The organism is Massilia frigida, assembly GCF_011682175.1.
GTDB lineage: Bacteria > Pseudomonadota > Gammaproteobacteria > Burkholderiales > Burkholderiaceae_D > Telluria_A > Telluria_A frigida.
This window is the reverse complement of the sequence record NZ_WHJG01000009.1, coordinates 34,676-53,999: the sequence shown is the minus strand read 5'-3', so window position 1 is coordinate 53,999 and position 19,324 is coordinate 34,676. Positions and strand designations below refer to the sequence as shown.

18 protein-coding genes are annotated in these 19,324 nt (G+C 65.7%); 12 read left to right on the top strand and 6 right to left on the bottom strand.

Annotation, left to right across the window (positions count from 1 at the left end; all coding sequences use genetic code 11):
• A complete protein-coding gene (locus tag F2P44_RS11260; RefSeq protein WP_167086795.1) occupies nt 1–2,868 on the top strand; it encodes a hypothetical protein in 2,868 nt (955 codons plus the stop codon).
• Between the two features lie 95 nt (nt 2,869–2,963).
• On the opposite strand, the gene F2P44_RS11255 is transcribed toward F2P44_RS11260, so the two are convergent.
• Genes F2P44_RS11255 through F2P44_RS11245 form a run of 3 tightly spaced genes read right to left on the bottom strand, consistent with a single transcriptional unit; the run spans nt 2,964 to nt 4,511 of the window.
• On the bottom strand, nt 2,964–3,224 hold the full coding sequence (locus F2P44_RS11255) for a type II toxin-antitoxin system RelE/ParE family toxin (protein WP_167086794.1): 261 nt from the start codon (nt 3,222–3,224) through the stop codon (nt 2,964–2,966).
• 24 nt (nt 3,225–3,248) lie between these two features.
• A complete protein-coding gene (locus tag F2P44_RS11250; protein ID WP_187363289.1) occupies nt 3,249–3,539 on the bottom strand; it encodes a CopG family ribbon-helix-helix protein in 291 nt (96 codons plus the stop codon).
• A 57-nt stretch (nt 3,540–3,596) separates the two neighbouring features.
• Nucleotides 3,597–4,511 (bottom strand): LysR family transcriptional regulator, encoded by a 915-nt coding sequence (locus F2P44_RS11245; RefSeq protein ID WP_167086793.1) that lies wholly within the window; start codon nt 4,509–4,511, stop codon nt 3,597–3,599.
• 266 nt (nt 4,512–4,777) lie between these two features.
• On the opposite strand from F2P44_RS11245, the gene F2P44_RS11240 reads away from it, so the two are divergent.
• The 10 genes from F2P44_RS11240 (at nt 4,778) to F2P44_RS11195 (ending at nt 15,700) form a co-directional block, all read left to right on the top strand.
• The gene (locus F2P44_RS11240; RefSeq protein ID WP_167086792.1) at nt 4,778–7,081 is read left to right on the top strand and encodes a TonB-dependent receptor; all 2,304 of its coding nucleotides are present in this window, start codon (nt 4,778–4,780) and stop codon (nt 7,079–7,081) included.
• Between the two features lie 2 nt (nt 7,082–7,083).
• Nucleotides 7,084–8,031, top strand: coding sequence for an alpha/beta fold hydrolase (locus F2P44_RS11235; RefSeq protein ID WP_167086791.1), 948 nt, complete (start codon nt 7,084–7,086; stop codon nt 8,029–8,031).
• A gap of 54 nt (nt 8,032–8,085) precedes the next feature.
• Nucleotides 8,086–9,279, top strand: a complete 1,194-nt coding sequence (locus tag F2P44_RS11230; protein ID WP_167086790.1) for a substrate-binding domain-containing protein — start codon at nt 8,086–8,088, stop codon at nt 9,277–9,279.
• Complete coding sequence (locus F2P44_RS11225) at nt 9,276–10,046, top strand: ABC transporter ATP-binding protein (protein WP_167086789.1); 771 nt, start codon at nt 9,276–9,278, stop codon at nt 10,044–10,046. Before F2P44_RS11230 ends, F2P44_RS11225 begins: the two co-directional genes overlap by 4 nt.
• Before the next feature lie 4 nt (nt 10,047–10,050).
• Nucleotides 10,051–10,776: an ABC transporter ATP-binding protein gene (locus tag F2P44_RS11220; RefSeq protein ID WP_167086788.1), complete on the top strand. Its 726-nt coding sequence runs from the start codon at nt 10,051–10,053 to the stop codon at nt 10,774–10,776.
• Between the two features lie 55 nt (nt 10,777–10,831).
• Nucleotides 10,832–11,869, top strand: a complete 1,038-nt coding sequence (locus tag F2P44_RS11215; protein ID WP_167086922.1) for a branched-chain amino acid ABC transporter permease — start codon at nt 10,832–10,834, stop codon at nt 11,867–11,869.
• 9 nt (nt 11,870–11,878) lie between these two features.
• Nucleotides 11,879–12,961, top strand: a complete 1,083-nt coding sequence (locus F2P44_RS11210) for a branched-chain amino acid ABC transporter permease (protein WP_167086787.1) — start codon at nt 11,879–11,881, stop codon at nt 12,959–12,961.
• A 246-nt stretch (nt 12,962–13,207) separates the two neighbouring features.
• The gene (locus F2P44_RS11205) at nt 13,208–13,900 is read left to right on the top strand and encodes a choice-of-anchor J family PEP-CTERM protein (protein WP_167086786.1); all 693 of its coding nucleotides are present in this window, start codon (nt 13,208–13,210) and stop codon (nt 13,898–13,900) included.
• Complete coding sequence (locus tag F2P44_RS11200; RefSeq protein WP_167086785.1) at nt 13,894–14,271, top strand: post-PEP-CTERM-1 domain-containing protein; 378 nt, start codon at nt 13,894–13,896, stop codon at nt 14,269–14,271. The genes F2P44_RS11205 and F2P44_RS11200 overlap by 7 nt, the downstream gene beginning before the upstream one ends.
• Nucleotides 14,261–15,700: a PA domain-containing protein gene (locus F2P44_RS11195; protein WP_167086784.1), complete on the top strand. Its 1,440-nt coding sequence runs from the start codon at nt 14,261–14,263 to the stop codon at nt 15,698–15,700. Before F2P44_RS11200 ends, F2P44_RS11195 begins: the two co-directional genes overlap by 11 nt.
• A 185-nt stretch (nt 15,701–15,885) precedes the next feature.
• Here F2P44_RS11195 and ppa read toward each other — a convergent pair whose 3' ends face one another.
• Entirely contained in the window at nt 15,886–16,431 is a 546-nt protein-coding gene (gene ppa / locus F2P44_RS11190; RefSeq protein WP_054263314.1) for an inorganic diphosphatase, read from the bottom strand.
• Between the two features lie 29 nt (nt 16,432–16,460).
• Here ppa and F2P44_RS11185 point away from each other — a divergent pair, with 29 nt between their 5' ends.
• A complete protein-coding gene (locus F2P44_RS11185; protein WP_167086783.1) occupies nt 16,461–16,940 on the top strand; it encodes a hypothetical protein in 480 nt (159 codons plus the stop codon).
• An 88-nt stretch (nt 16,941–17,028) separates the two neighbouring features.
• Here F2P44_RS11185 and F2P44_RS11180 read toward each other — a convergent pair whose 3' ends face one another.
• Nucleotides 17,029–18,225 carry a heme biosynthesis protein HemY gene (locus F2P44_RS11180; protein WP_167086782.1) on the bottom strand — a complete coding sequence of 399 codons (1,197 nt, stop codon included), beginning with the start codon at nt 18,223–18,225 and terminating at the stop codon, nt 17,029–17,031.
• A gap of 1 nt (nt 18,226) precedes the next feature.
• Nucleotides 18,227–19,285 carry a uroporphyrinogen-III C-methyltransferase gene (locus tag F2P44_RS11175; RefSeq protein ID WP_370662673.1) on the bottom strand — a complete coding sequence of 353 codons (1,059 nt, stop codon included), beginning with the start codon at nt 19,283–19,285 and terminating at the stop codon, nt 18,227–18,229.
• Nucleotides 19,286–19,324: the final 39 nt, after the last annotated feature.

The following is a 19,324-nucleotide window of genomic DNA, read 5'->3' as shown; positions in this document are numbered from 1 at the left end:
ATGACGCAAGCTACCGCCAATGCCGAGGAACTGTTTCGCTTCGCCAGCATTCGGGCACCCAACCCCACGCCGGCGCCAGCGGCACTCCTTGAACTGCCGGACCAGTCGCACGTCGCGGCGTGGATCGCCTCCGCCGCCGAACAGGACTTCACGGCCTGGATCGATGCCCTGACGGCGCGCTGGACCGCCCTGGCCCAGCGCACGCCGGAAGCCATCGAGGCCGACCTCAACGCCGCGCGCGAGGGCCGCCTGACGCTGGCCGCCGAGACCCTGTTCCCCATCACCCAGAGCGCACCGGCCGCGATCACGCCCCTGCAAAGCGACCTCTGGCAGTTCTACCTGCAAGGCATCGCCTCCGGCAAAGCCGGCAACACCGAGTTGCAGCGCGCGCGCCAGTTGCTGGGCCAGATCACCTTGCTGCAAAAATTCCTGGGCGGCGAACAGGACGCCCTCGCGCCCGCCTCCTTGCAGGCCGCGCTCGCGCCTGCGCTCAAGCTGCCGGCCGCGTTCGAGGAACAGATGCGCCTGCGCCGCGAGCAGCAAGGCGCCCAGCAAAACACCGCCGGCGCCAACGCCGCCGGGGACGACGATACGATCCTGCGCGACCTGCTCAAGCAGATCGACAAGCTGATCCAGCTCGAACAGCGCCTGGCCGCGGCCCTCGACCAGCTGGCCGGCGGCGGCACGCACGCACCCGGCACGCCTGGTACCGGCAGCCCGTCCGACCTGCAAAAAGTGTTCCGCACCCAGCCCGCCGCCGACATCGACGCGCAGTTCCGCGCCGACAACGCGAACCTGCTCCAGGAACTGGCCGACGCCAAGGTGCCCACCGACACGCTGAGCGCCTACGCGCTGCTCGACGACGTACGGCGCCGCATTTCGAGCGGCGTCGCCAGCGCCGCCGGCACGCCCGCCAGCGGCCCGGAAGCGGCCGCCATGCTGGCCGCCAGTCCGGAACTGGGCAAGCTGCTCCCCACCGCGCCAGTCTCCAAACCGGCCCCGGCGCCAAGCATGAAATTCGGCATCCGTCCGGTGGGCGTGGCCGACCTGCGCGTGGTGCGCCAGGTGCTGGTCGGCTACGAAAAGGGGGAACTGGCCAACATCCACAACATCCTGCAGGGCGAAGAGCACGAGCACTTCCGCTCGCGCCTGAGCCGCGCCGAAGAAAGCCAGGGCAACTACAACGACGGCGAGGCCGAGCTGTCGCAGGAAGAAACGGGCGTTAGCCGCTTCGAGCTGGGCCAGTCGGCCTTCCAGACCGCGCGCAACCAGCAGGACCGCAACGCCAGCATCAACCTCACCTCCAACTACGGCACCGTGAATGCCCAGACATCGACCTTCATGAACAGCTCGAAAGGCGGCGACCAGTCGCGCGGCAACGATCTGCGCCAGTCGCGCGAACTGGTCGAGCGCGCAGTGGCCGTGCTGCGCGAACGGGTCGGGCGCCAGCGCTTCCTCACGCGCAGCGCCGAAGTGTACGAAAGCGATGTGGTGCGCCACAGCGCACCGGCGTCCAGCCTGCGCGCCCAGTACCGCTGGGTCGACAAGGTCTACCAGGCACAGGTGTTCACCTACGGCGCGCGCGCCATGTACGAGGTCATGGTGCCGGCCCCGGCGGCCATGTTCCGCCACCTGCTGGCCCGGCAGCCGGGCTTCGGCGGGCATGCCGGACCAGCGCCGCTCAAGCCCACCCTGCGCCCGGCCGAGATCACCGACGCCAGCTGGCTGGCGCTCGCCGAACGCTTCGGCGTGACCCTGCCGCCGCCACCGACGGCCGCCATCACTGAATACGCCAGCCTGAGCTACCCGGCCGGCGGCAGCGGCGCGCCCACCGTCAGCGGGGTATTCAATTCGCCCAAGGCGCTGGAACAGGGTTACGCGGCGGCGGCGGCAGGCGTCTCGATGGCCTGGTACGGGGTCGGGAACCAGTCGGGCATCAGCGCCAGCATCGGCACCAGACTGTTTTCGAGCAGCCCGGCCGGCAATGCGCCGATTGCGGCCCAGGCCATCGGCACCAATAGCGGCGCGGTCAGCTACAACGCCAGCGGCTGGGGCCTGCTGGACCAGTTCACGGTCAATTTCTACCTGGTCTGGACCCGCACCAAGGTGGCGCTCGAGAAGTGGCAGCTGGCATGCCACCAGATCATCATGGACCAGTACGAAAGCGAGCTGAAACAGCACCATGCCCTGCTGGCGGCGGCGCGCGCGGATCAGGAAGGTCCCTACGCGGCGCTCGGCGAAGAACAGATGCGCAGCATCGAACGTACCGAGCTCAAGCGTGCAGTACTGGAAATCGTGCGCAGCGGCAGCGGCCAGGCTGTGCCGGCCCCGGCCATCGTCATCGGCAGCGCGCTACCGGCCATCGCACCGGAGCGGCTGGAGCAGGCGGCGCGCGAAGTGCGCTTTTTCGAGTACGCCTTCGAGTGGGATCAGCTGACCTATACCTTCTTCCCCTACTTCTGGAGCGAGGGTGCGCAGCAGTGGGCCGCTTCCCGCTTCGAGCAGCAGGGAGACAGCGTGTTCACGGCCTTCCTGAATGCCGGTTTCGCATCGGTGATCCTGCCGGTACGCAGCGGGTATGAGGATGCCGCCGCGCTCTACCTTCAGACCGGGATCGTCTCCGACATCGCGCTGGTGCCGGCCGACCAGATGCTGGCCGACCTGAACCGCGAAGTCCAGCTGGTCAACCGCACCACGCCGATGGAAGGAGCGCCCGAAGGCGCGGCATGGACCTATCGCGTGCCGACCACGCTGATGGTGCTCGATGATGGCACCGACATCGCCTTTCCCGAGCTGGCGATGCCGGCGGACCAGGAGGAAACCATTCTGATGCCACCGCTGCTGATTGATGATCGTCCGGAAGCCTGAACCGGAGGCGCAAGCAGGGCCGGGAAACCCCGGCCTTTTGATTGCGGCGCATGTTGAAACGCGCGCAGCTGGGGCTGGGACCGCCAACAATTCCGTCAGTCCCCGGCTTCTTTCTGGTGACGTACTGCGAGGATGATCACGGCATCGGGCGCAACGCGATAACGCACGACATAGCCGCTGTCGCCAAAGTCGATCTGCCACTCCCGGTATGCCTCCGCCATATCCTCCACTGGCCGGCCGAGTTGCGGCTGATGCCCCAGCATTTTCACCCCTTGCCGGACGGCTTGGACGGCACGCTTGGCCGCGCCAGGATTCTTGTGCGCCAGGAAGCGATAGAAGCGCTGCACGTCACGCAAGGCGGATGGCGGATGGCGACCAGATCAACTGTGGCATTCAGGCGGCTCAATGTCGTTGCTTTCTTCGAGAGCCGCCAGCCAGGCGTCGGCTTCGTCAGCCGTGACATGCAGTCCGGTGACCTGATACTCCTCCCACGCCTTGAGCGTATCCTGGCGAAAAGTATCACGCTTTTCCTCGCGCACTACGTACTGCGCAATGGCCTCGCGCAGCATCCAGTGCGGTGTTCTGCGGCGCGACTCCGCCAGGCGTTCCAGACGGGAGCGCATGTCCGGGTCCAACTTGACCGACATGGGGCGGGCAATGGTAGCAGTCATGGTACTCTGCCTGGCAGTGATTGATAGGTATTACCTTATCATACCTAGTCCCGCAAGTCAGCGATGCTCCTCGCGCCCGTGCACAAACAGCGATGGCTGCCGGTCCGAATATTCCCGCAGCAAATTCCACACCGCGCGCACCCGCTGCAAGCGGTACAAATCGGTCGGCGCGGCCAGCCAGAACGAGCGTTCCGCGAAGAACTGATCGAGCACCGGCACCAGCCGTCCATCGTCCGGCACCGCATACGGCGGCGCCATGATCAGCCCCATCCCCAGCGACGCCGCCTCTACCTGCGCGGTCATCCCGGTGCAGCACAAGCGGCGCCTTGGCGTGAACCCGAGTTCATTGAGATAACTGAGCTCGCGGCTGGCCAGCCGGTCCTGCACGTAATCGACAAAATCATGGCGCGCCAGGTCGGCATGCTCGCGGATCGGCGGATGGCGCGCCAGGTACGCGGGCGAGGCGTACAGATAGAAACGGAACGACGCCAGCCGCGTGATCATGTAGCGCCCGGTGCTGGGCGGATCGAGCATCACGCCCAGGTCGGCCTCGCGGTTGGCCAGGTTGGCAAAGCGCGGCAGCACCAGCAGGTCGATGCTCAGGTCCGGATGGGTCTGCAACAAGCCGACCAGCAGCGGCGCCACCACGCGCACGCCGAACACTTCCGGCACGCCCAGCCGCACCACGCCGTGCGCCGCCACTTCGGTGCCGCCCAGCTGTTCGGTGGCGGCCAGCGCCGCGCTTTCCATCGCTTCGGCATGCGGCAGCAGCGCCTGCCCCATCTCGGTCAGCTCATAGCCCTCGCGGCTGCGGTCGAACAAGGTGGTGGCGAGCTGGATTTCGAGCCGGTCGATGCGGCGTGCCACCGTGGTGTGCTCCACCTCCAGCCGGCGCGACGCGCCCGACAAGGTGCCGGCGCGCGCCAGCTCCAGAAAGAAACGCAGGTCTGTCCATTCAGGCAAGGTATTCATGGAATCCATATCCGGTATTCATCGCGGATATTGTGCACCAGTGCACATCACGCACGCAAACTTTTCGTTTCTCTGTATTGATAAAACGCAAAGTCCCACAGGAACTAGCCCGTGTGCAAAGAAGAAGTTGAACAATAAACCACTGTGCAAATTTGCACAGTGGGTGGGCGTTTCGTTATCTTTCGCGCAAATTTAAATGGGGGCACACTGCATGGCGATCATTTCTGGCTTCCCGCATTGTCCAAAAAATCCAAGGAGACAACAACATGCGCCTGACCATCCGACATTTTCCCTTACATCGTATTGCCGCTGCCGTACTCGCCCTGTCCGGTGGGGCGATCGGCACGGCACAGGCGCAGACCGAATCGGGCGCACCCGCCGCCGGCGCCATCCAGGACGCCGGCGTGGTGACGGTGAGCGCGCGGCGCCGTCCGGAAAACCTGCAAGACGTCCCGGTGTCGGTCACCGCCTTCGGCGGCGACCAGTTGTCCAAGCAGGGCACGCCCGACATCACCGCCCTCGCCCTGTCGATTCCGAACACCACGCTCAAGGCCTCGCGCGCCACCAACTCGACCCTGACCGCGTTTATCCGCGGCGTCGGCCAGCAAGACCCGCTGGCCGGCTTCGAGGCCGGCGTCGGCATCTACCTCGACGATATTTACCTGGCACGCCCGCAGGCCGCCGTGACCGACATCTACGACGTCGAGCGCATCGAAGTGCTGCGCGGCCCGCAAGGTACCCTGTACGGGCGCAACACCATCGGCGGCGCGGTCAAGTACGTCACCCGCAAGCTCGGCTCCAAGACCGATATCCGGGCCCGCGTCACCCTGGGCGACTACAGCCAGCGCGAAGCGGTGCTCACCGCCAGCACCCCGATCTCCGACGCCGTGCGGGTGGGCGGCTCGATCGCCCGCTTCAAGCGCGACGGCTACGGGCGCAACCTCGTCACCGGCGCCCACAACTACGACAAGGACATGACCGCCGCGCGCCTGTCGGCCGAATTCACGCCCACGCCGGAACTGTTCATCCGCCTCGCGGGCGACGCCACGCAAGACGATTCCAGCCCGCGCAACGGCCACCGCGTGACGGTCGGGCGCACCAGCGGCGCGCAAATCCTGTCGAACGTCTACGATACCCGCGCCAACCTGGCCCGCGCGCTCGGGCACGAGCAGGAAGTCAAGGCCCACGGCTGGTCGGCGCTGCTCGAATACACGGTCAGCCCGCAACTGAGCGTCAAGTCGGTGACCGCCGCGCGCCGCGACAAATCGTACGCGCCGATCGATTTCGATTCGCTGCAGATGGTCGACTTCGAAGTGCCCGCGCTATACAAGAACAAGCAGTTCAGCCAGGAATTCCAGCTGACCTACACCGGCGACAAGGTGCAAGGCGTGGCCGGCGTGTACTACATCGACGCCAACGCCTTCAACATCTTCGACACCGTGCTGGCCGGCGCCTTCCCCAGCTCGACCTACACCCTGGGCGACATCGACACCAAGGCCTGGGCCGTGTTCGCCGACGCCAACTACAAAGTCAGCGATGCCCTCAGCTTTTCGCTGGGCGGGCGCTACACGGCCGACAAGCGCGAAGCGAGCGTGCTGCGCCAGATCTACCTGGGCCTGAACGGTACGCCCGGGATGGGCACCCCCAACGCCGTGCTGTTCCGCACCGATACCGACTTCACCCACGGCGAACTGGAACGCGAAGACAAGAAGTTTACGCCAAAAGTGGGCCTGGCCTACAAGGCCAGCGCCAGCCAGAATATCTACGCCAGCTGGGCGCGCGGCTTCAAGGGCGGCGGCTTCGACCCGCGCATGAACGTGCTGGGCACCAAGATCAGCAACGCCACCGCGCGCGCCGGCTTCCTGCCGGAAACCATCGACACGCTGGAACTGGGCTTGAAATCGTCGTACAACAACAACCGCATCCTGACCAACATCGCCCTGTTCGACAGCAAATACAAGGATGTGCAGATTCCCGGCTCGGTGGAGGTCGACACCAACGGCGACGGCCGCCCCGACAGCTTCGCCGGGGTGACCACCAACGCCGGCAAGGCCAAGATCCGCGGCATCGAACTGGAAGCGAGCGCGCGCGTGAGCAATGCCTTCAGCGTCACCGGCATGGTTAGCCACATCAACGCCGAATACACCCAGTTCCTGACCTCGCAACTGGTCGGCGGCGTGCCGGCCCTGGTCAACGTGGCCAGCGAGCGCTACTTCCAGAACACGCCGAAGAACTCGGCCAACCTGCGCGCCACCTACGATATGGCACTGCCGATGATGGGCCGCGGCGGCACCTTCAGCGTCAGCGGCAACGCCTCCTACAAGGACGAGACCAGCCAGTTCGAGTACGCTTCGGTGCTCGACCAGCCGGCCTATACCTTGTACGACCTGAGCCTGACGTGGACCAGCGCCGACAACAAGATCCGCGCCGGCCTGCACGGCAAGAACCTGGGCGACCAACGCTATCGCACCGGCGGCTACGTCTTCCCGAACCTCGGCAAGGAGGGTGTATTGACGGCCTTCTACGGCGCCCCGCGCACCGTGTCGGCAACGCTCGAATACCGGTTCTGAGCATGGGCGTACACGTACACGAACAGGATGGCGCGCAGGCCACCCGCCACCTCCACGCCATTGGCGCAGCGGGCGCGGCCAGGCAGTTCAACGACGTCAGCTACACCAGCGACGACGGCCTGACCCTGTACGCGCGCGACTATCCGGGCCACAGCGGACCGGCGCGCCTGCCCGTCATCTGCATCCATGGGCTGACGCGCAACTCGGGCGACTTCGACGAGCTGGCGCCATGGATCGCCAGCCAGGGCCGGCGCGTGCTGGCGCTCGACGTGCGCGGGCGCGGCCAGTCCGCGCGCGACCCCGACCCGGCCCACTACAACCCGGCGGTCTACGCCGCCGACGTGGTCAAGCTGGCGCACGACCTGGGCATCGAGCGCGCCGTGTTCGTCGGCACCTCGATGGGCGGCATCATCACCATGACCCTGGCCCTGCGCCGCCTGAACCTGATCGCCGCCGCCGTGCTCAACGATGTCGGCCCGGTGATCTCGCAAAAAGGCTTGTCGCGCATCGCCACCTATGCCGGCAAGGGCGCCACCATGGGAACGTGGGAACAGGCCGCCGAGTACATGCGCGACATCAACCAGCCGGCCTTTCCATCGAACGACATGGCCGAGTGGAACAAGTGGGCCCGCCGCGCGTTCAGCGAAAACGATGCCGGCCAGCTGGTGCTGCACTACGACCCCAACATCGCCCTGCCGCTGCAAACCGGCAAGCTCAAACCGTCGTCATGGATGTCGCGCCTGGCGTTCCGGCGCCTGGCGCGCAACCGCCCCACCCTGCTGGTGCGCGGCAGCCTGTCCGACCTGGTCGAGCAGGAGCAGGCCAGCTACATGCAGCGCGCCGCGCCGAGCATGCAGTACGCCGAAGTGCCCGGCGTCGGCCACGCGCCGATGCTGACCGAAGCCCCGGCCCGGCAAGCGATCGAACGCTTCCTGAGCCAGGTAGACTGAACCGTATCAGCCCCACCCTATAAATATAAAGCAGCATTCCCAAGAGGAGACACGATGTACAAACTCAACACCCTGGCAGCCGCCGTCCTGGCCACCCTCGCGACCACCCTGGCGGCACCGGCCACGGCCGCGCCCGACCTGAAAATCGCCCTCATCGCGGGCAAGACCGGGATCCTTGAAACCTATGCCAAGGAAACCGAAACCGGCTTCATGATGGGCCTGGAGTACCTCACCGGCGGCAAGATGGAAATCAACGGGCGCAAGCTCAAGGTGATCGTCAAGGATGACCAGGGCAAGCCCGACCTGGGACGCACCCTGCTGGCCGAAGCCTACGGCGACGACAAGGCCGATATCGCGGTCGGCACCACCTCGTCCGGCTCGGCGATTGCCATGCTGCCGGTGGCGCTGGAATACAAGAAAATCCTGATCGTCGAGCCGGCCGTGGCCGACGCCATCACCGGCGACAAATGGAATCGCTACATTTTCCGCACCGCGCGCAGCTCGATGCAGGATGCGCTGGCCGCCGCCAGCACCCTCAAGGCCGGCAGTGTGGCCTTCCTGGCGCAGGACTACGCCTTCGGCAAGGATGCGGTCAAGGCCGGCCGCGAAGCGCTGGCCGCCACCGGCAGCAAGGCCCAGGTGATCCACGAGGAATACGCCGCCCAGAACACGACCGACTTCACCGCCCCGGCCCAGCGCATCTTCGACGCCCTGAAAAACAAGCCCGAGCCGCGCCTGCTACAAATCGTCTGGGCCGGGCCGAATCCCATGAACAAGCTGGCCGACATGAAGCCCGAGCGCTACGGCATCGTGTTATCCCCGGGCGGCAATATCCTGCCGGTGATGAAAACCTGGAAAAATTTCGCCGGCACCCAGGGCACCATCTATTACTATCACGGCTTCCCGAAGAACAAGATGAACGACTGGCTCGTGGCCGAGCACAGCAAGCGCTTCAAGGCCCCGCCCGACATGTTCACCGCCGGCGGTTTCGCGGCGGCCAGCGCGGTGGTCACGGCATTGACCAAGGCCAACTCGGGCGACACCGAAAAACTGATCACGGCCATGGAAGGCATGGACTTCGAGACGCCCAAGGGCAAGATGAGCTTCCGCAAGGAAGACCACCAGGCGCTGCAGCCGATGTACCACTTCAAAATCAAGAAAGACCAGAAAAACGAGTGGGACCTGCTGGAACTGGTGCGCGAAATCCCGCCTGGCGAGCTGCCGCTCCCGGTGAGGAACAAGCGATGACGCCGGCGGCCATGCCATCGCTGTCGACGCGCGAACTGTGCATCCGCTTCGGCGGGCACGTGGCGGTCAACAAGGTCAGCGCCGACTTCTATCCCGGCACCCTGACCGTGATCGTCGGCCCCAACGGCGCCGGCAAGACCACCTACTTCAACCTGATGTCGGGCCAGCTGCCGGCCACCTCGGGCACGGTCTTGCTCGATGGCGCCGACATCACCCGCCATGGCGCGGCCAAACGCACCGCGCTCGGGATCGGGCGCGCCTTCCAGCTGACCAACCTGTTCCCGCACCTGACGGTGGCCGAAAACGTGCGCCTGGCGGTGCAGAGCCGCGCGCGCATCGGCATGAACATGTTCTCGCGCTGGTCCAGCCACAGCGACCTGATCGTGCGCGCCGACGATTACCTGGAGCGGGTCGCCATGGCCGGCCGCCGCGACACGCGGGTGGCAGCCCTGTCGCACGGCGACAAGCGCAAGCTGGAAGTGGCGATCTTGCTGGCGCTGGAACCGGCGGTGATGATGTTCGACGAACCGACCGCCGGCATGAGCGTGGACGAAGTGCCGGTCGTGCTCGACCTGATCCACCAGGTCAAGGCTGAGCGCAACAAGACCATTTTGTTGGTCGAACACAAGATGGACGTGGTGCGCTCGCTGGCCGACCGCATCATCGTCCTGCACAACGGCGCCCTGGTCGCCGACGGCAATCCAGCCGAGGTGATGGCCTCGGCCATCGTCCAGGAAGCCTACCTGGGGACGCCCGAACATGCGTGAAGCCATGCCTGAACCACTCCTCCAGCTCAGCGGGGTCCACACCCACATCGGCGAGTACCACATCCTGCAAGGGGTGGACTTGACGGTGCCGCGCGGCGGCCTGTCGGTGCTGCTGGGACGCAATGGCGCCGGCAAGACCACCACCCTGCGCACCATCATGGGCTTGTGGAAAGCCAGCGCCGGCACCGTACGCTTCGACGGGCACGACATTGCCGCCCTGCCCACGCCCGACATCGCGCAACTGGGCATCGCCTACGTGCCCGAATCGATGGCCGTGTTTTCCGACCTGACCGTGCGCGAAAACCTGTACCTGGCCGCGCGCAACGGGCCGCTCGACGAGCAGCGGGTCGCGTGGCTCTTCGGTTTTTTTCCGGCGCTCAAAAAATTCTGGCACTACCCGGCCGGCAACCTGTCGGGCGGGCAAAAGCAGATGGTGGCGATCGCGCGCGCCATCGTCGAGCCGCGCAAGCTGCTGCTGATCGACGAGCCGACCAAGGGCCTGGCCCCGGCCATCATCCAGAGCCTGATCGCCGCCTTCCGCGAACTCAAGCAGACCGACACCACCATCCTGCTGGTCGAGCAGAATTTCAGCTTCGTCAAGCACCTCGGCGACACGGTGTCGGTGATGGATGACGGGCGCGTGGTCCACGCCGGCGCCATGCGCGAGCTGGTCGACGACCTGGACTTGCAGCAACGCCTGCTCGGGCTGGCACTGAGCTCCCATCAATGAACCTGCATCCATCATGAACACGGAGACCAACAACGTGACCACCAAATTGCCGCCGGTGAGCAGCGCCACCGCGCTGCCCGCCGCCCCGGCCGCCTCGGCCGACGCGCCCTTGCCGGCCGCCAGGCGCGACATCGCACCGCTGCTGCTGGTTCCGGCGCTGATCCTGCTCATGCTGCCGCTGGTGGGCAGCTTTCCCACCTGGGTCACCCTGACCATCGCCGGCCTGGCAATGGGCATGATGATCTTCATCATGGCCAGCGGACTGACGCTCGTGTTCGGGCTGATGGACGTGCTCAACTTCGGCCACGGCGCCTTCGTCTCGGTCGGCGCCTACGCCGCCACCATGGTGCTGATTCCCATGCGCGGCTGGCTCGAGGTCGACTCATTGCTGATCAACCTGGGCGTGCTGGGCCTGGCGATCACGGTGGCCATGCTCGCCACCGCGCTGCTCGGCTGGGCCTTCGAGCGCATCATCATCGCGCCTGTGTACGGCCAGCATCTCAAGCAAATCCTGATCACCATGGGCGGCATGATCGTGGCCGAGCAGTTGATCAACGTGATCTGGGGCGCCGAGCAGATTCCCCTGCCGCTGCCGGCCAGCCTGCGCGGGGCCGTGATGCTGGGCGACGCGGCGGTCGAAAAATACCGGCTGGTGGCGGTCGTGATCGGCCTGCTGGTGTTCGCAGCCATGTTCCTGGTGCTCAACCGCACCAAGATCGGCCTGCTGATCCGCGCCGGCGTCGAGAACCGCGAGATGGTCGAGGCCATGGGCTACCGCATCCGGCGCCTGTTCGTGGCCGTGTTCGCGGCCGGTTCGGCGCTGGCCGGCCTGGGCGGCGTGCTGTGGGGCCTGTACAAGGAAACCCTGAACGCGGCCATGGGCGGCGAGATCATGGTGATGATTTTTATCGTCATCATCATCGGCGGGCTGGGCTCGGTCGGCGGCTGCTTCATCGGCGCGCTGCTGATGGCGCTGGTAGCCAACTATGCCGGCTTCCTGGCGCCCAAGTTCGCGCTGGTGTCGCACATCGCGCTGATGATCGCCATCTTGCTATGGCGCCCGGCCGGCCTGTATTCCAACCTGAGGCGTTAAGGAAGCACGATGCTCAACCAACTATTATCCGGCGACTTGCCGCGTAGCCGGGCCTTGTCCGCCACCCTGCTGCTGATCCTGCTGGGACTGGCGCTGGCGCCATTTCTCACCAGCGGCGCGCGTCCGCTCAACACCGCCGCCACCATCTGCATCTACATCGTGCTGGTGGCTTCCTACGATTTGCTGCTCGGCTACACCGGCATCGTCTCCTTCGCCCACACCATGTTCTTCGGCATCGGCGCGTATGGGGTCGGGCTGGGACTGGCGAGCGGCGAGCCGACCTGGGGCGCGGCCTTCACCGGCCTGCTGCTGGCCCTGCTGCTGACGCTGGTGCTGGCCCTGGTGGTGGGCTTGTTCGCACTGCGCGTGCGCGCCATTTTCTACGCCATGATCACGCTGGCGGTGGCCTCGTCGTTTGCCGTGCTGGCCTCGCAGCTGTCCGACCTGACCGGCGGCGAGGACGGCAAGACCTTCAGCGTGCCGGAGTTGCTCACGCCGGGCTTTCGCCTGTTTGAGTCCGACGTGTTCGGGCGCGCCATCGATGGCAAGCTGATTACCTACTACATCGTGTTCGGCGGCTGCCTGCTGCTATTCCTGTTCCTGCTGCGGCTGGTGAATTCGCCGTTCGGACGGGTGCTGCAAGCGATCCGCGAAAACGAATTCCGCGCCGAGGCGCTGGGCTACCGCACGGTGCTGTACCGGATCTGGGCCAACGTGCTGGCGGCGCTGGTGGCAGCCCTGGCCGGCGCGCTGATGGCGCTGTGGCTACACTACGTGGGGCCGAAAACCATGCTCGGCTTCGAGGTGATGACCGACATCCTGCTGATCGTGGTGATCGGCGGCATGGGCACCATGTATGGCGCGGTGGTCGGTGCGACCTTGTTCATCATTGCGCAGAATTACCTCAAGGCGCTGATGGCCGAGGGTTCGGCCGCCCTGCAAGGCGTGCCCTTGCTGGCGCAGGCGCTGCATCCCGACCGCTGGATGCTGTGGCTGGGCGTGCTGTTCGTGCTGTCGATCTACTTTTTCCCTGTCGGCATCGTGGGGAAACTGCGTTTGCGAAAGCTTGCTGCACGGCCAGCCAGCAACTGAGTGTTCCCGAGCACGTCCCCGCCGCGCCGGGGACGTCCAGCGCCACCCCCTCCCTCGCCGGCTGAACCCGCTTCGCCGCGCATCTTCGATGAAGTTCCCGGCAATTGCCCTTCAATGTGCTTCGCACATTAAGCACACATCAATGCCGGCGCCTGTTCCACTCCTATCATGGGATGAACCGTGGCCTCGCTGCCTGCCAGAGCGCGTGGAAGTGCCATCCTGCTGGCAACTGCTGAAAGAACGACGATGAAACTACCTCCTACCCTGCTTGCCACGGCGGCCTTCGCCGTGGCCGCCGCGCTGCCCGCTGCGTCGCACGCGATCGAACCCATCGTAGTCCTCAACGAAAACTTCAACGATATCAGCACCCTGAACAACTGGGCCTTCACCAACAACAGCGTTCCGCCGGGCCAGGCCTGGTCGCAAGGCAACCCCGGCGTCTTTCCGGCGCCCTCGGGTCCCCCCTCCTCCTATGTCGCCGCCAATTACCTGAGCGCACAAAACGGCATGGGCAGCATCGACAACTGGCTGATCACCCCGGTCGTGACCCTGATCGGCCCCAGCGAGCTCTCGTTTTTCACGCGCTCGGCCAGCGCCTCCGGCTTTGGCGACACGCTCGAAGTGCGCTTTTCCCCCGGCGGCGGCACCGATACCGGCGGCTTCAACACCGTCCTGGGCGTGCTTGGCGGCATTTCCGACTATCCCACGGTCTGGCAACAGGTCATTTCCAGTCTCGACTATAACGGCCAGGGCCGTTTCGCCTTTCGTTACGTTGGCGACGCCTCAGCGGCGAACTATATTGGCCTTGACGCTGTCGTAGTCACTACGGTGCCCGAACCTGGCACCTGGCTGATGCTGCTGGTCGGCGTGGGCAGTCTGGTATTGCTGCGCCGAAGGCAGTTGACAATGAACGAAACCAGGAGACTTCCGACATGTTGAGTAAAACCCTGATCACCTGCTGCGCGCTGGCTGCCTTCTCGACGGCAGCCACGGTCGCGGCGCAAACGGACGGCATGGCCGTGGTGCGCGACAAGCAAACCGGGCAACTGCGTCCGGCCACCGCGGCCGAGCTGCGCGCGATGCAAGGCAGCTTGCAGCAGCCGCAGATTGTGCATCCGCAGCCGCAGGTCCGGGTGCGTGCCGACGGTACCCGCAGCGCGCCCCTGGGCGGACGCGGCGTGGTGTATTCCGTCGTCTCGCGCACGGCCGACGGCAAGCTGGTCCAGCGCTGCGTGGAAGGCGAAGCCGCCGCGCAGCACGCCGTCCACGAGCATGCGGCACCAGTGGAGGAGCACGGCAATGAGCAATAAGCGCCCCCTCCTGCGGCAGGCCGCCGCCGCCCTCGCCCTGGCCTTGTCCTGCTGCGCCATCGGTGGCGCCCACGCGGCCGCCACCATCACGATCGTCAATACCAACGCGCCCAACATCGGCTTCAACGATCCCACGCCGGTACAGCCGGTCGGGGGCAACAGCGGGCGCACGCTCGGCGCCCAGCGCCTCATCGCGTTCCAGCAGGCGGCCGACATCTGGGGCCGCACCATCACCAGCCCGGTCCCGGTCCGGGTGGCCGCCTCGTTCGAGCCGCTGCCGTGCGACGCCGATGGCGCGGTGCTCGGCTCGGCGGGTGCGCTGGAAGTGTTTGCCGACTTCCCCAACGCACCCAAGGCCAACACCTGGTATCCGGGTGCGCTGGCGAGCAAGCTGGCCCGCACCGACCTGGCCACGCCGGGCGAAGCGCATATCCGGGCGCGTTTCAACTCGCGCCTTGGCCTGTTTCCCGATTGCATGCCCGGCTCCGGCTTTTACCTGGGGCTGGACCGCAAGGCGGGCGACCAGATCGACCTGGTGGCGGTGCTGCTGCACGAACTGGCGCATGGCCTGGGCTTCCAGAACTTCACCGACGAGGGCACCGGCGAGTTCTTCCTTGGCATCCCATCGATCTGGGATTATTTCCTGGTCGATATCCGGAATAACAAGGCCTGGATCAACATGAAAGATGACGAGCGCCGCCGCTCGGCCATTGGCGGCGCCACCCTGTCGTGGAACGGCGAACGCGTGTACAAGGTTACCGCGCAGGTGCTCGCAGCCCAGCCCAACCTGATGGTCAGCGGCATGGCTGCGGGCAAGGCCGGCGGCAGCCATGACGTGGGCGAGGCCTCGTTCGGGCCGCAGCTGGGGCAAAACGCGGTAGCGGGCGAATTGATGCCGGTGGTCGACCAGGCCAATGGCAGCGGCCTGGCGTGCACGCCGCTCAGTCCCGCCAACGCGCTGGCGGTCCGCGGCAACATCGCCCTGGTCGACCGTGGCGCCTGCCCATTCGTGACCAAGGCCCGCATCGTGCAGAACGCGGGCGCGCGCGGCATGGTGGTGATGGAAAACACGAGCGACCCCGTCAGCCCGCTGGGCGGCACCGACCCGGCCGTGCGCATTCCTGCCGTGCGCATCGACAAGGCGACCGGCCAGCAACTCAAGTCGGTGATGGCCCGTCGTTCGCGCACCTCGTCGGGCGTGACGGCCAGCCTCGGCCTCGATCCCAACAAACTGGCCGGTACCGACCTGGTCAGGCGGATACGCATGTACAGTCCGGAAGAGTATTCGCCGGGCTCGTCGGTGTCGCACTATTCCGTCGATACCAAGCCGAACCAGCTGATGGAGCCCGCCATCAACACCGACCTGCTGCACGACGTCATCCCGCCGCACGACCTGACGTACCCGCTGCTGCAGGATATTGGCTGGTGATTGCCCCGCTGCTCAATGCGCGGTGCGCGCATGCGGAACTGGTGAAGCAAGCGCGGCTGGTGCAGCATGCGGGGCTGGTGAAAACCGGGCTGTAAACGCACGACGCGCTCCCTGGGGAGCGCGTCGGATACCACCGCAGCCGTGGCCAATGGCAGGTCGCTGCCATTGGCCACGCGCTGGAAGGCTTACGCCTTGGCGGCCTTGTCTTTGTCGAACGCGGCGATGCCGTTCATGATCTCTGCCTTGGCATCCTCAGGACCGCCCCAGCCTTCGACCTTGACCCACTTGCCTGGCTCCAGGTCTTTGTAGTGCTCGAAGAAATGCTGGATCTGCTGCAGGCGCAGTTCGTTCATGTCTTCCGGCTTTTGCCAGTGTTTGTAGATCGGCAAGATCTTATCGACAGGAACCGCCAGCACCTTGGCGTCGCCGCCGGCTTCGTCGGTCATTTTCAGCACGCCGATGGCGCGGCAACGTACCACGACGCCAGGAATCAGCGGGAACGGGGTAATGACCAGCACATCGCACGGGTCGCCGTCGTCGGCGATCGTGTTCGGCACGTAACCGTAGTTGCACGGGTAGTGCATGGCGGTGCCCATGAAACGGTCGACGAAAATCGCGCCCGATTCCTTGTCCACTTCGTACTTGATCGGATCGGCATTCATCGGGATTTCGATGATCACATTGAAATCATTCGGCACATCGCGGCCGGCGGAGACTTTATTCAAACTCATGGGATATCCTTAGATTGCTGAGGGGGTCAATGGCCGACATTATAACGAAGTTTCACGCGGGCTTGTGCATTGCAGCAAGCGCAGTCGCGCGCTTTGCTCGGCAGGATTGGCTGTCGGGGCATGGGAAATCGGCTGGAGGAGAGCAGAAAATCGCTTGGGACCGGGCAGGAAATCGCTTGGAGGGGCCCACGAAATCGGCTGAAGGCGCCCAGGAATCGGCCGGGGACGCCCAGGAATCGGCCGGGGACGCCCAGGAATCGGCCGGGAACGCCCAGGAATCGGTCGAAAACGCTCAGGAATCGGTCGGCGACGCCCAGGAAACCGGCGGCGACGCCCAGGAAACCGGCGGCGACGCCCAGGAAACCGGCGGCGACGCCCGGAAACGGCCGGCGAACGCCCCGAAAATCGGCCGGCGAACGCACAAAAATCGGCGAACCACACAGTACCGCCGACCTCCAAACCGTCGCCCCCGCGCAGGCGGGGGCCCAAGTTCGTCGTTCAGCCGTTGACTGCGGAGTTCGCCACCCGGGACCGCCTTGCGCGGGCGACGAATTCGCCGTATCGACTGAACAAGCGGCCTTCGGTCAACCGCAAGGCCTACAAAATACTGGCCAGCGCGCACTGCCTGAAATGCGCATTCGCCTCTTCCTGCTGGCCAAGCGCTTCGTGCATCTGCGCCAGCTTCAGGTGCGCCTCGCGCACCATGCGCGGCTCGGTCGCGTCCGACAGGGCCTGTTCCAGGTAGCGCTGGGCCTTGCCCCACAGTTTCTGCTTCAGGCACAGCGAACCGAGCGTCAGCGCCAGTTCGGCATCGGTCGGGCGCTGCTTCATCCAGGTTTCGCAATGCTCGATCTGGGCCAGCAGCGCCGGCGAACCGGCCTGCGCCGCCGCATCGCGGTAGGCGCGCACCACGCGGTCGTCCCAGTCGGCGCGCAGTGCCTCCTCGGCGCTGGCGCGCGCTTCATCGTGCAGGCCGCGTGCATTCAGGGCTGCCGCCGCGCGCGCCGCCACGTACGGCTTGACCCGGTCGGCGCTCGGCACGGTGGACCACACCCGCAGGATCGATTCGGCATCGTGCGAACTATCGGACAGCAAGGCGTCGTACGCCAGTTCACGCAGGCGCGCCGACAGGGCCGGATGCAGCGCCTTGTGCTTGTCGAGCGAACGCACCAGGCGCAGCACTTCCGGCCAGTTCTTGGCTTGCTGGTGCGCCTTCATCGACCATTGCAGCGCGTGGATGTGGCGCGTACCGCTGGCATTGAGTTCGGCCACGGCGTCGAGCGCCGCCTGCGGCTGGTGGTCGTCGACCAGCAGTTCGGTCATCGTCATCAGGCGCGCGGTTTTCAGCGAATTGTCATGCACCACGCCGGCCAGCCAGTGGTCGCGCCGCGCGCCCTGGCGCATGCGGTGCGCGGCGCGCGCGCCGATCAGGGCGGCGATACCGGCGTTTTCCGGCAGTTCGGCGGCCCGGATGGCGGCTTTTTCGGCGTGCCCGAAGCGGCCCTCGAACAGGGCCTTGAGCGCATCGCGCAAGCCCTTGTTGCCATCGCGCTCGCGTTTGCGCTGGCGGTAGGCGGCCACCCGGCCCGGCATGCCGACGGTGGCACGCAAGGCGCGCAGCAAGGCATACAGGACGATGAACAGCAGTACCACCACCACCACGAAGAAATTGAGCGACATGTCGATCCGGTGCGGCGGGTAGAAAAACACCACGTTGCCCGGATTGAAGCGTGCCGTCACGGCAATGCCGATGGCCGCGGCCATCAGCGCGACTAACCAGAGAAGAAGACGCATGTTATGGCTTCGCTTTGTAGTTGCGCACGGCGTTCAGGCTGTCGGACAGGGACGGCATCTCGATGGCGAGGTTGCTGGCCTGGACCTGGCGCAGCAGCGCTTGCGCAGCCTGGGTGGTGCCTGCGCGCGTGTCGAAATACTTGGCGAGGGCGTCTTGCGCCGCCACCAGGTCGTTGCGGAAGGCCACTTCATTGCGCGCCAGCAACGCCATGCGCGCATTCAGAAGGCGCAGCTTGACGTTTTCGCGCACAAAATAGGTTTCCGAGGGCGAGAGCATCAGCGCTTCCGGCGTATCGACGCGGCGCACCCGGATCAGCTGGCGCACTTCATCCCACATTTCACCGGTCCAGCTCTGCCACACGTCCTGCACCCGCACCAGCATCGAGTCCTTGACCGGTGCCGGCGCCGCAGCCGTGGCTGACGCAACGCCCGCTTTCGGCGCCACCGGAGCGGCCGCCACCTTGACCGGCTTGGCCGGCAGGGCTGGTTTTTCGTCGGCCAGCATCGGCAGGGTATTAACCTGGGTAATCACATTGTCCAGGCGCAGCGCCACACCGGTCAGGTCCAGCGCCGGCAAGGCCTTGAGCTTGTCGATATCGGCCGCAATCGCGCGGCGGATCGTGATGAATTGCGGCTTGTCCGAGCGCGACAGCGAACGGTCGGCATTTTGCAGCGCGATCAGCGCGCCCTGCACATTGCCGGCCAGTTGCAGCTGCTGGCTGGCGGTCGACAGCACCTGCTCGATTTCAGCCAGCGCCCATTCGTCGCGGTTCTTCGACAAATCCTGGTACAGCTGTTCCAGCGCCAATTGCTGGCTCTGGGCTTCGACCTGGCGGTTTTCCAGCAAGCTGACCTTGGCCTGCAAATCCTTGGTCTGGTCCTGCACCGTGCGCACCAGGGTGCTGGTCTCGGTATTGACCACTTCGCCCTTTTGCAGGCGGTTGGCCATTTCCATGCGCAGCTTGAGCAGGTTGCTGCGCGTCGACCAGGCGTGCGCAGCCAGCAGCAGCGCCAGCAGGATCACCACCACCGTCATCGGACGCTGCAGGATTTCAGTCATGCTGTCGCCACCGGACGAGCGCGCGCGCCCTCCCGCTGG

Excerpts from the sequence above, each read along its gene's own strand:
- F2P44_RS11260 (WP_167086795.1), top strand. The coding sequence starts at position 1 with ATGACGCAAGCTACCGCCAATGCCGAGGAACTGTTTCGCTTCGCCAGC.
- F2P44_RS11250 (WP_187363289.1), bottom strand. The coding sequence starts at position 3,539 with ATGACTGCTACCATTGCCCGCCCCATGTCGGTCAAGTTGGACCCGGAC.
- F2P44_RS11245 (WP_167086793.1), bottom strand. The coding sequence starts at position 4,511 with ATGAATACCTTGCCTGAATGGACAGACCTGCGTTTCTTTCTGGAGCTG.
- F2P44_RS11240 (WP_167086792.1), top strand. The coding sequence starts at position 4,778 with ATGCGCCTGACCATCCGACATTTTCCCTTACATCGTATTGCCGCTGCC.
- F2P44_RS11235 (WP_167086791.1), top strand. The coding sequence starts at position 7,084 with ATGGGCGTACACGTACACGAACAGGATGGCGCGCAGGCCACCCGCCAC.
- F2P44_RS11230 (WP_167086790.1), top strand. The coding sequence starts at position 8,086 with ATGTACAAACTCAACACCCTGGCAGCCGCCGTCCTGGCCACCCTCGCG.
- F2P44_RS11225 (WP_167086789.1), top strand. The coding sequence starts at position 9,276 with ATGACGCCGGCGGCCATGCCATCGCTGTCGACGCGCGAACTGTGCATC.
- F2P44_RS11220 (WP_167086788.1), top strand. The coding sequence starts at position 10,051 with ATGCCTGAACCACTCCTCCAGCTCAGCGGGGTCCACACCCACATCGGC.
- F2P44_RS11210 (WP_167086787.1), top strand. The coding sequence starts at position 11,879 with ATGCTCAACCAACTATTATCCGGCGACTTGCCGCGTAGCCGGGCCTTG.
- F2P44_RS11205 (WP_167086786.1), top strand. The coding sequence starts at position 13,208 with ATGAAACTACCTCCTACCCTGCTTGCCACGGCGGCCTTCGCCGTGGCC.
- F2P44_RS11200 (WP_167086785.1), top strand. The coding sequence starts at position 13,894 with ATGTTGAGTAAAACCCTGATCACCTGCTGCGCGCTGGCTGCCTTCTCG.
- F2P44_RS11195 (WP_167086784.1), top strand. The coding sequence starts at position 14,261 with ATGAGCAATAAGCGCCCCCTCCTGCGGCAGGCCGCCGCCGCCCTCGCC.
- ppa (WP_054263314.1), bottom strand. The coding sequence starts at position 16,431 with ATGAGTTTGAATAAAGTCTCCGCCGGCCGCGATGTGCCGAATGATTTC.
- F2P44_RS11185 (WP_167086783.1), top strand. The coding sequence starts at position 16,461 with ATGGCCGACATTATAACGAAGTTTCACGCGGGCTTGTGCATTGCAGCA.
- F2P44_RS11180 (WP_167086782.1), bottom strand. The coding sequence starts at position 18,225 with ATGCGTCTTCTTCTCTGGTTAGTCGCGCTGATGGCCGCGGCCATCGGC.
- F2P44_RS11175 (WP_370662673.1), bottom strand. The coding sequence starts at position 19,285 with ATGACTGAAATCCTGCAGCGTCCGATGACGGTGGTGGTGATCCTGCTG.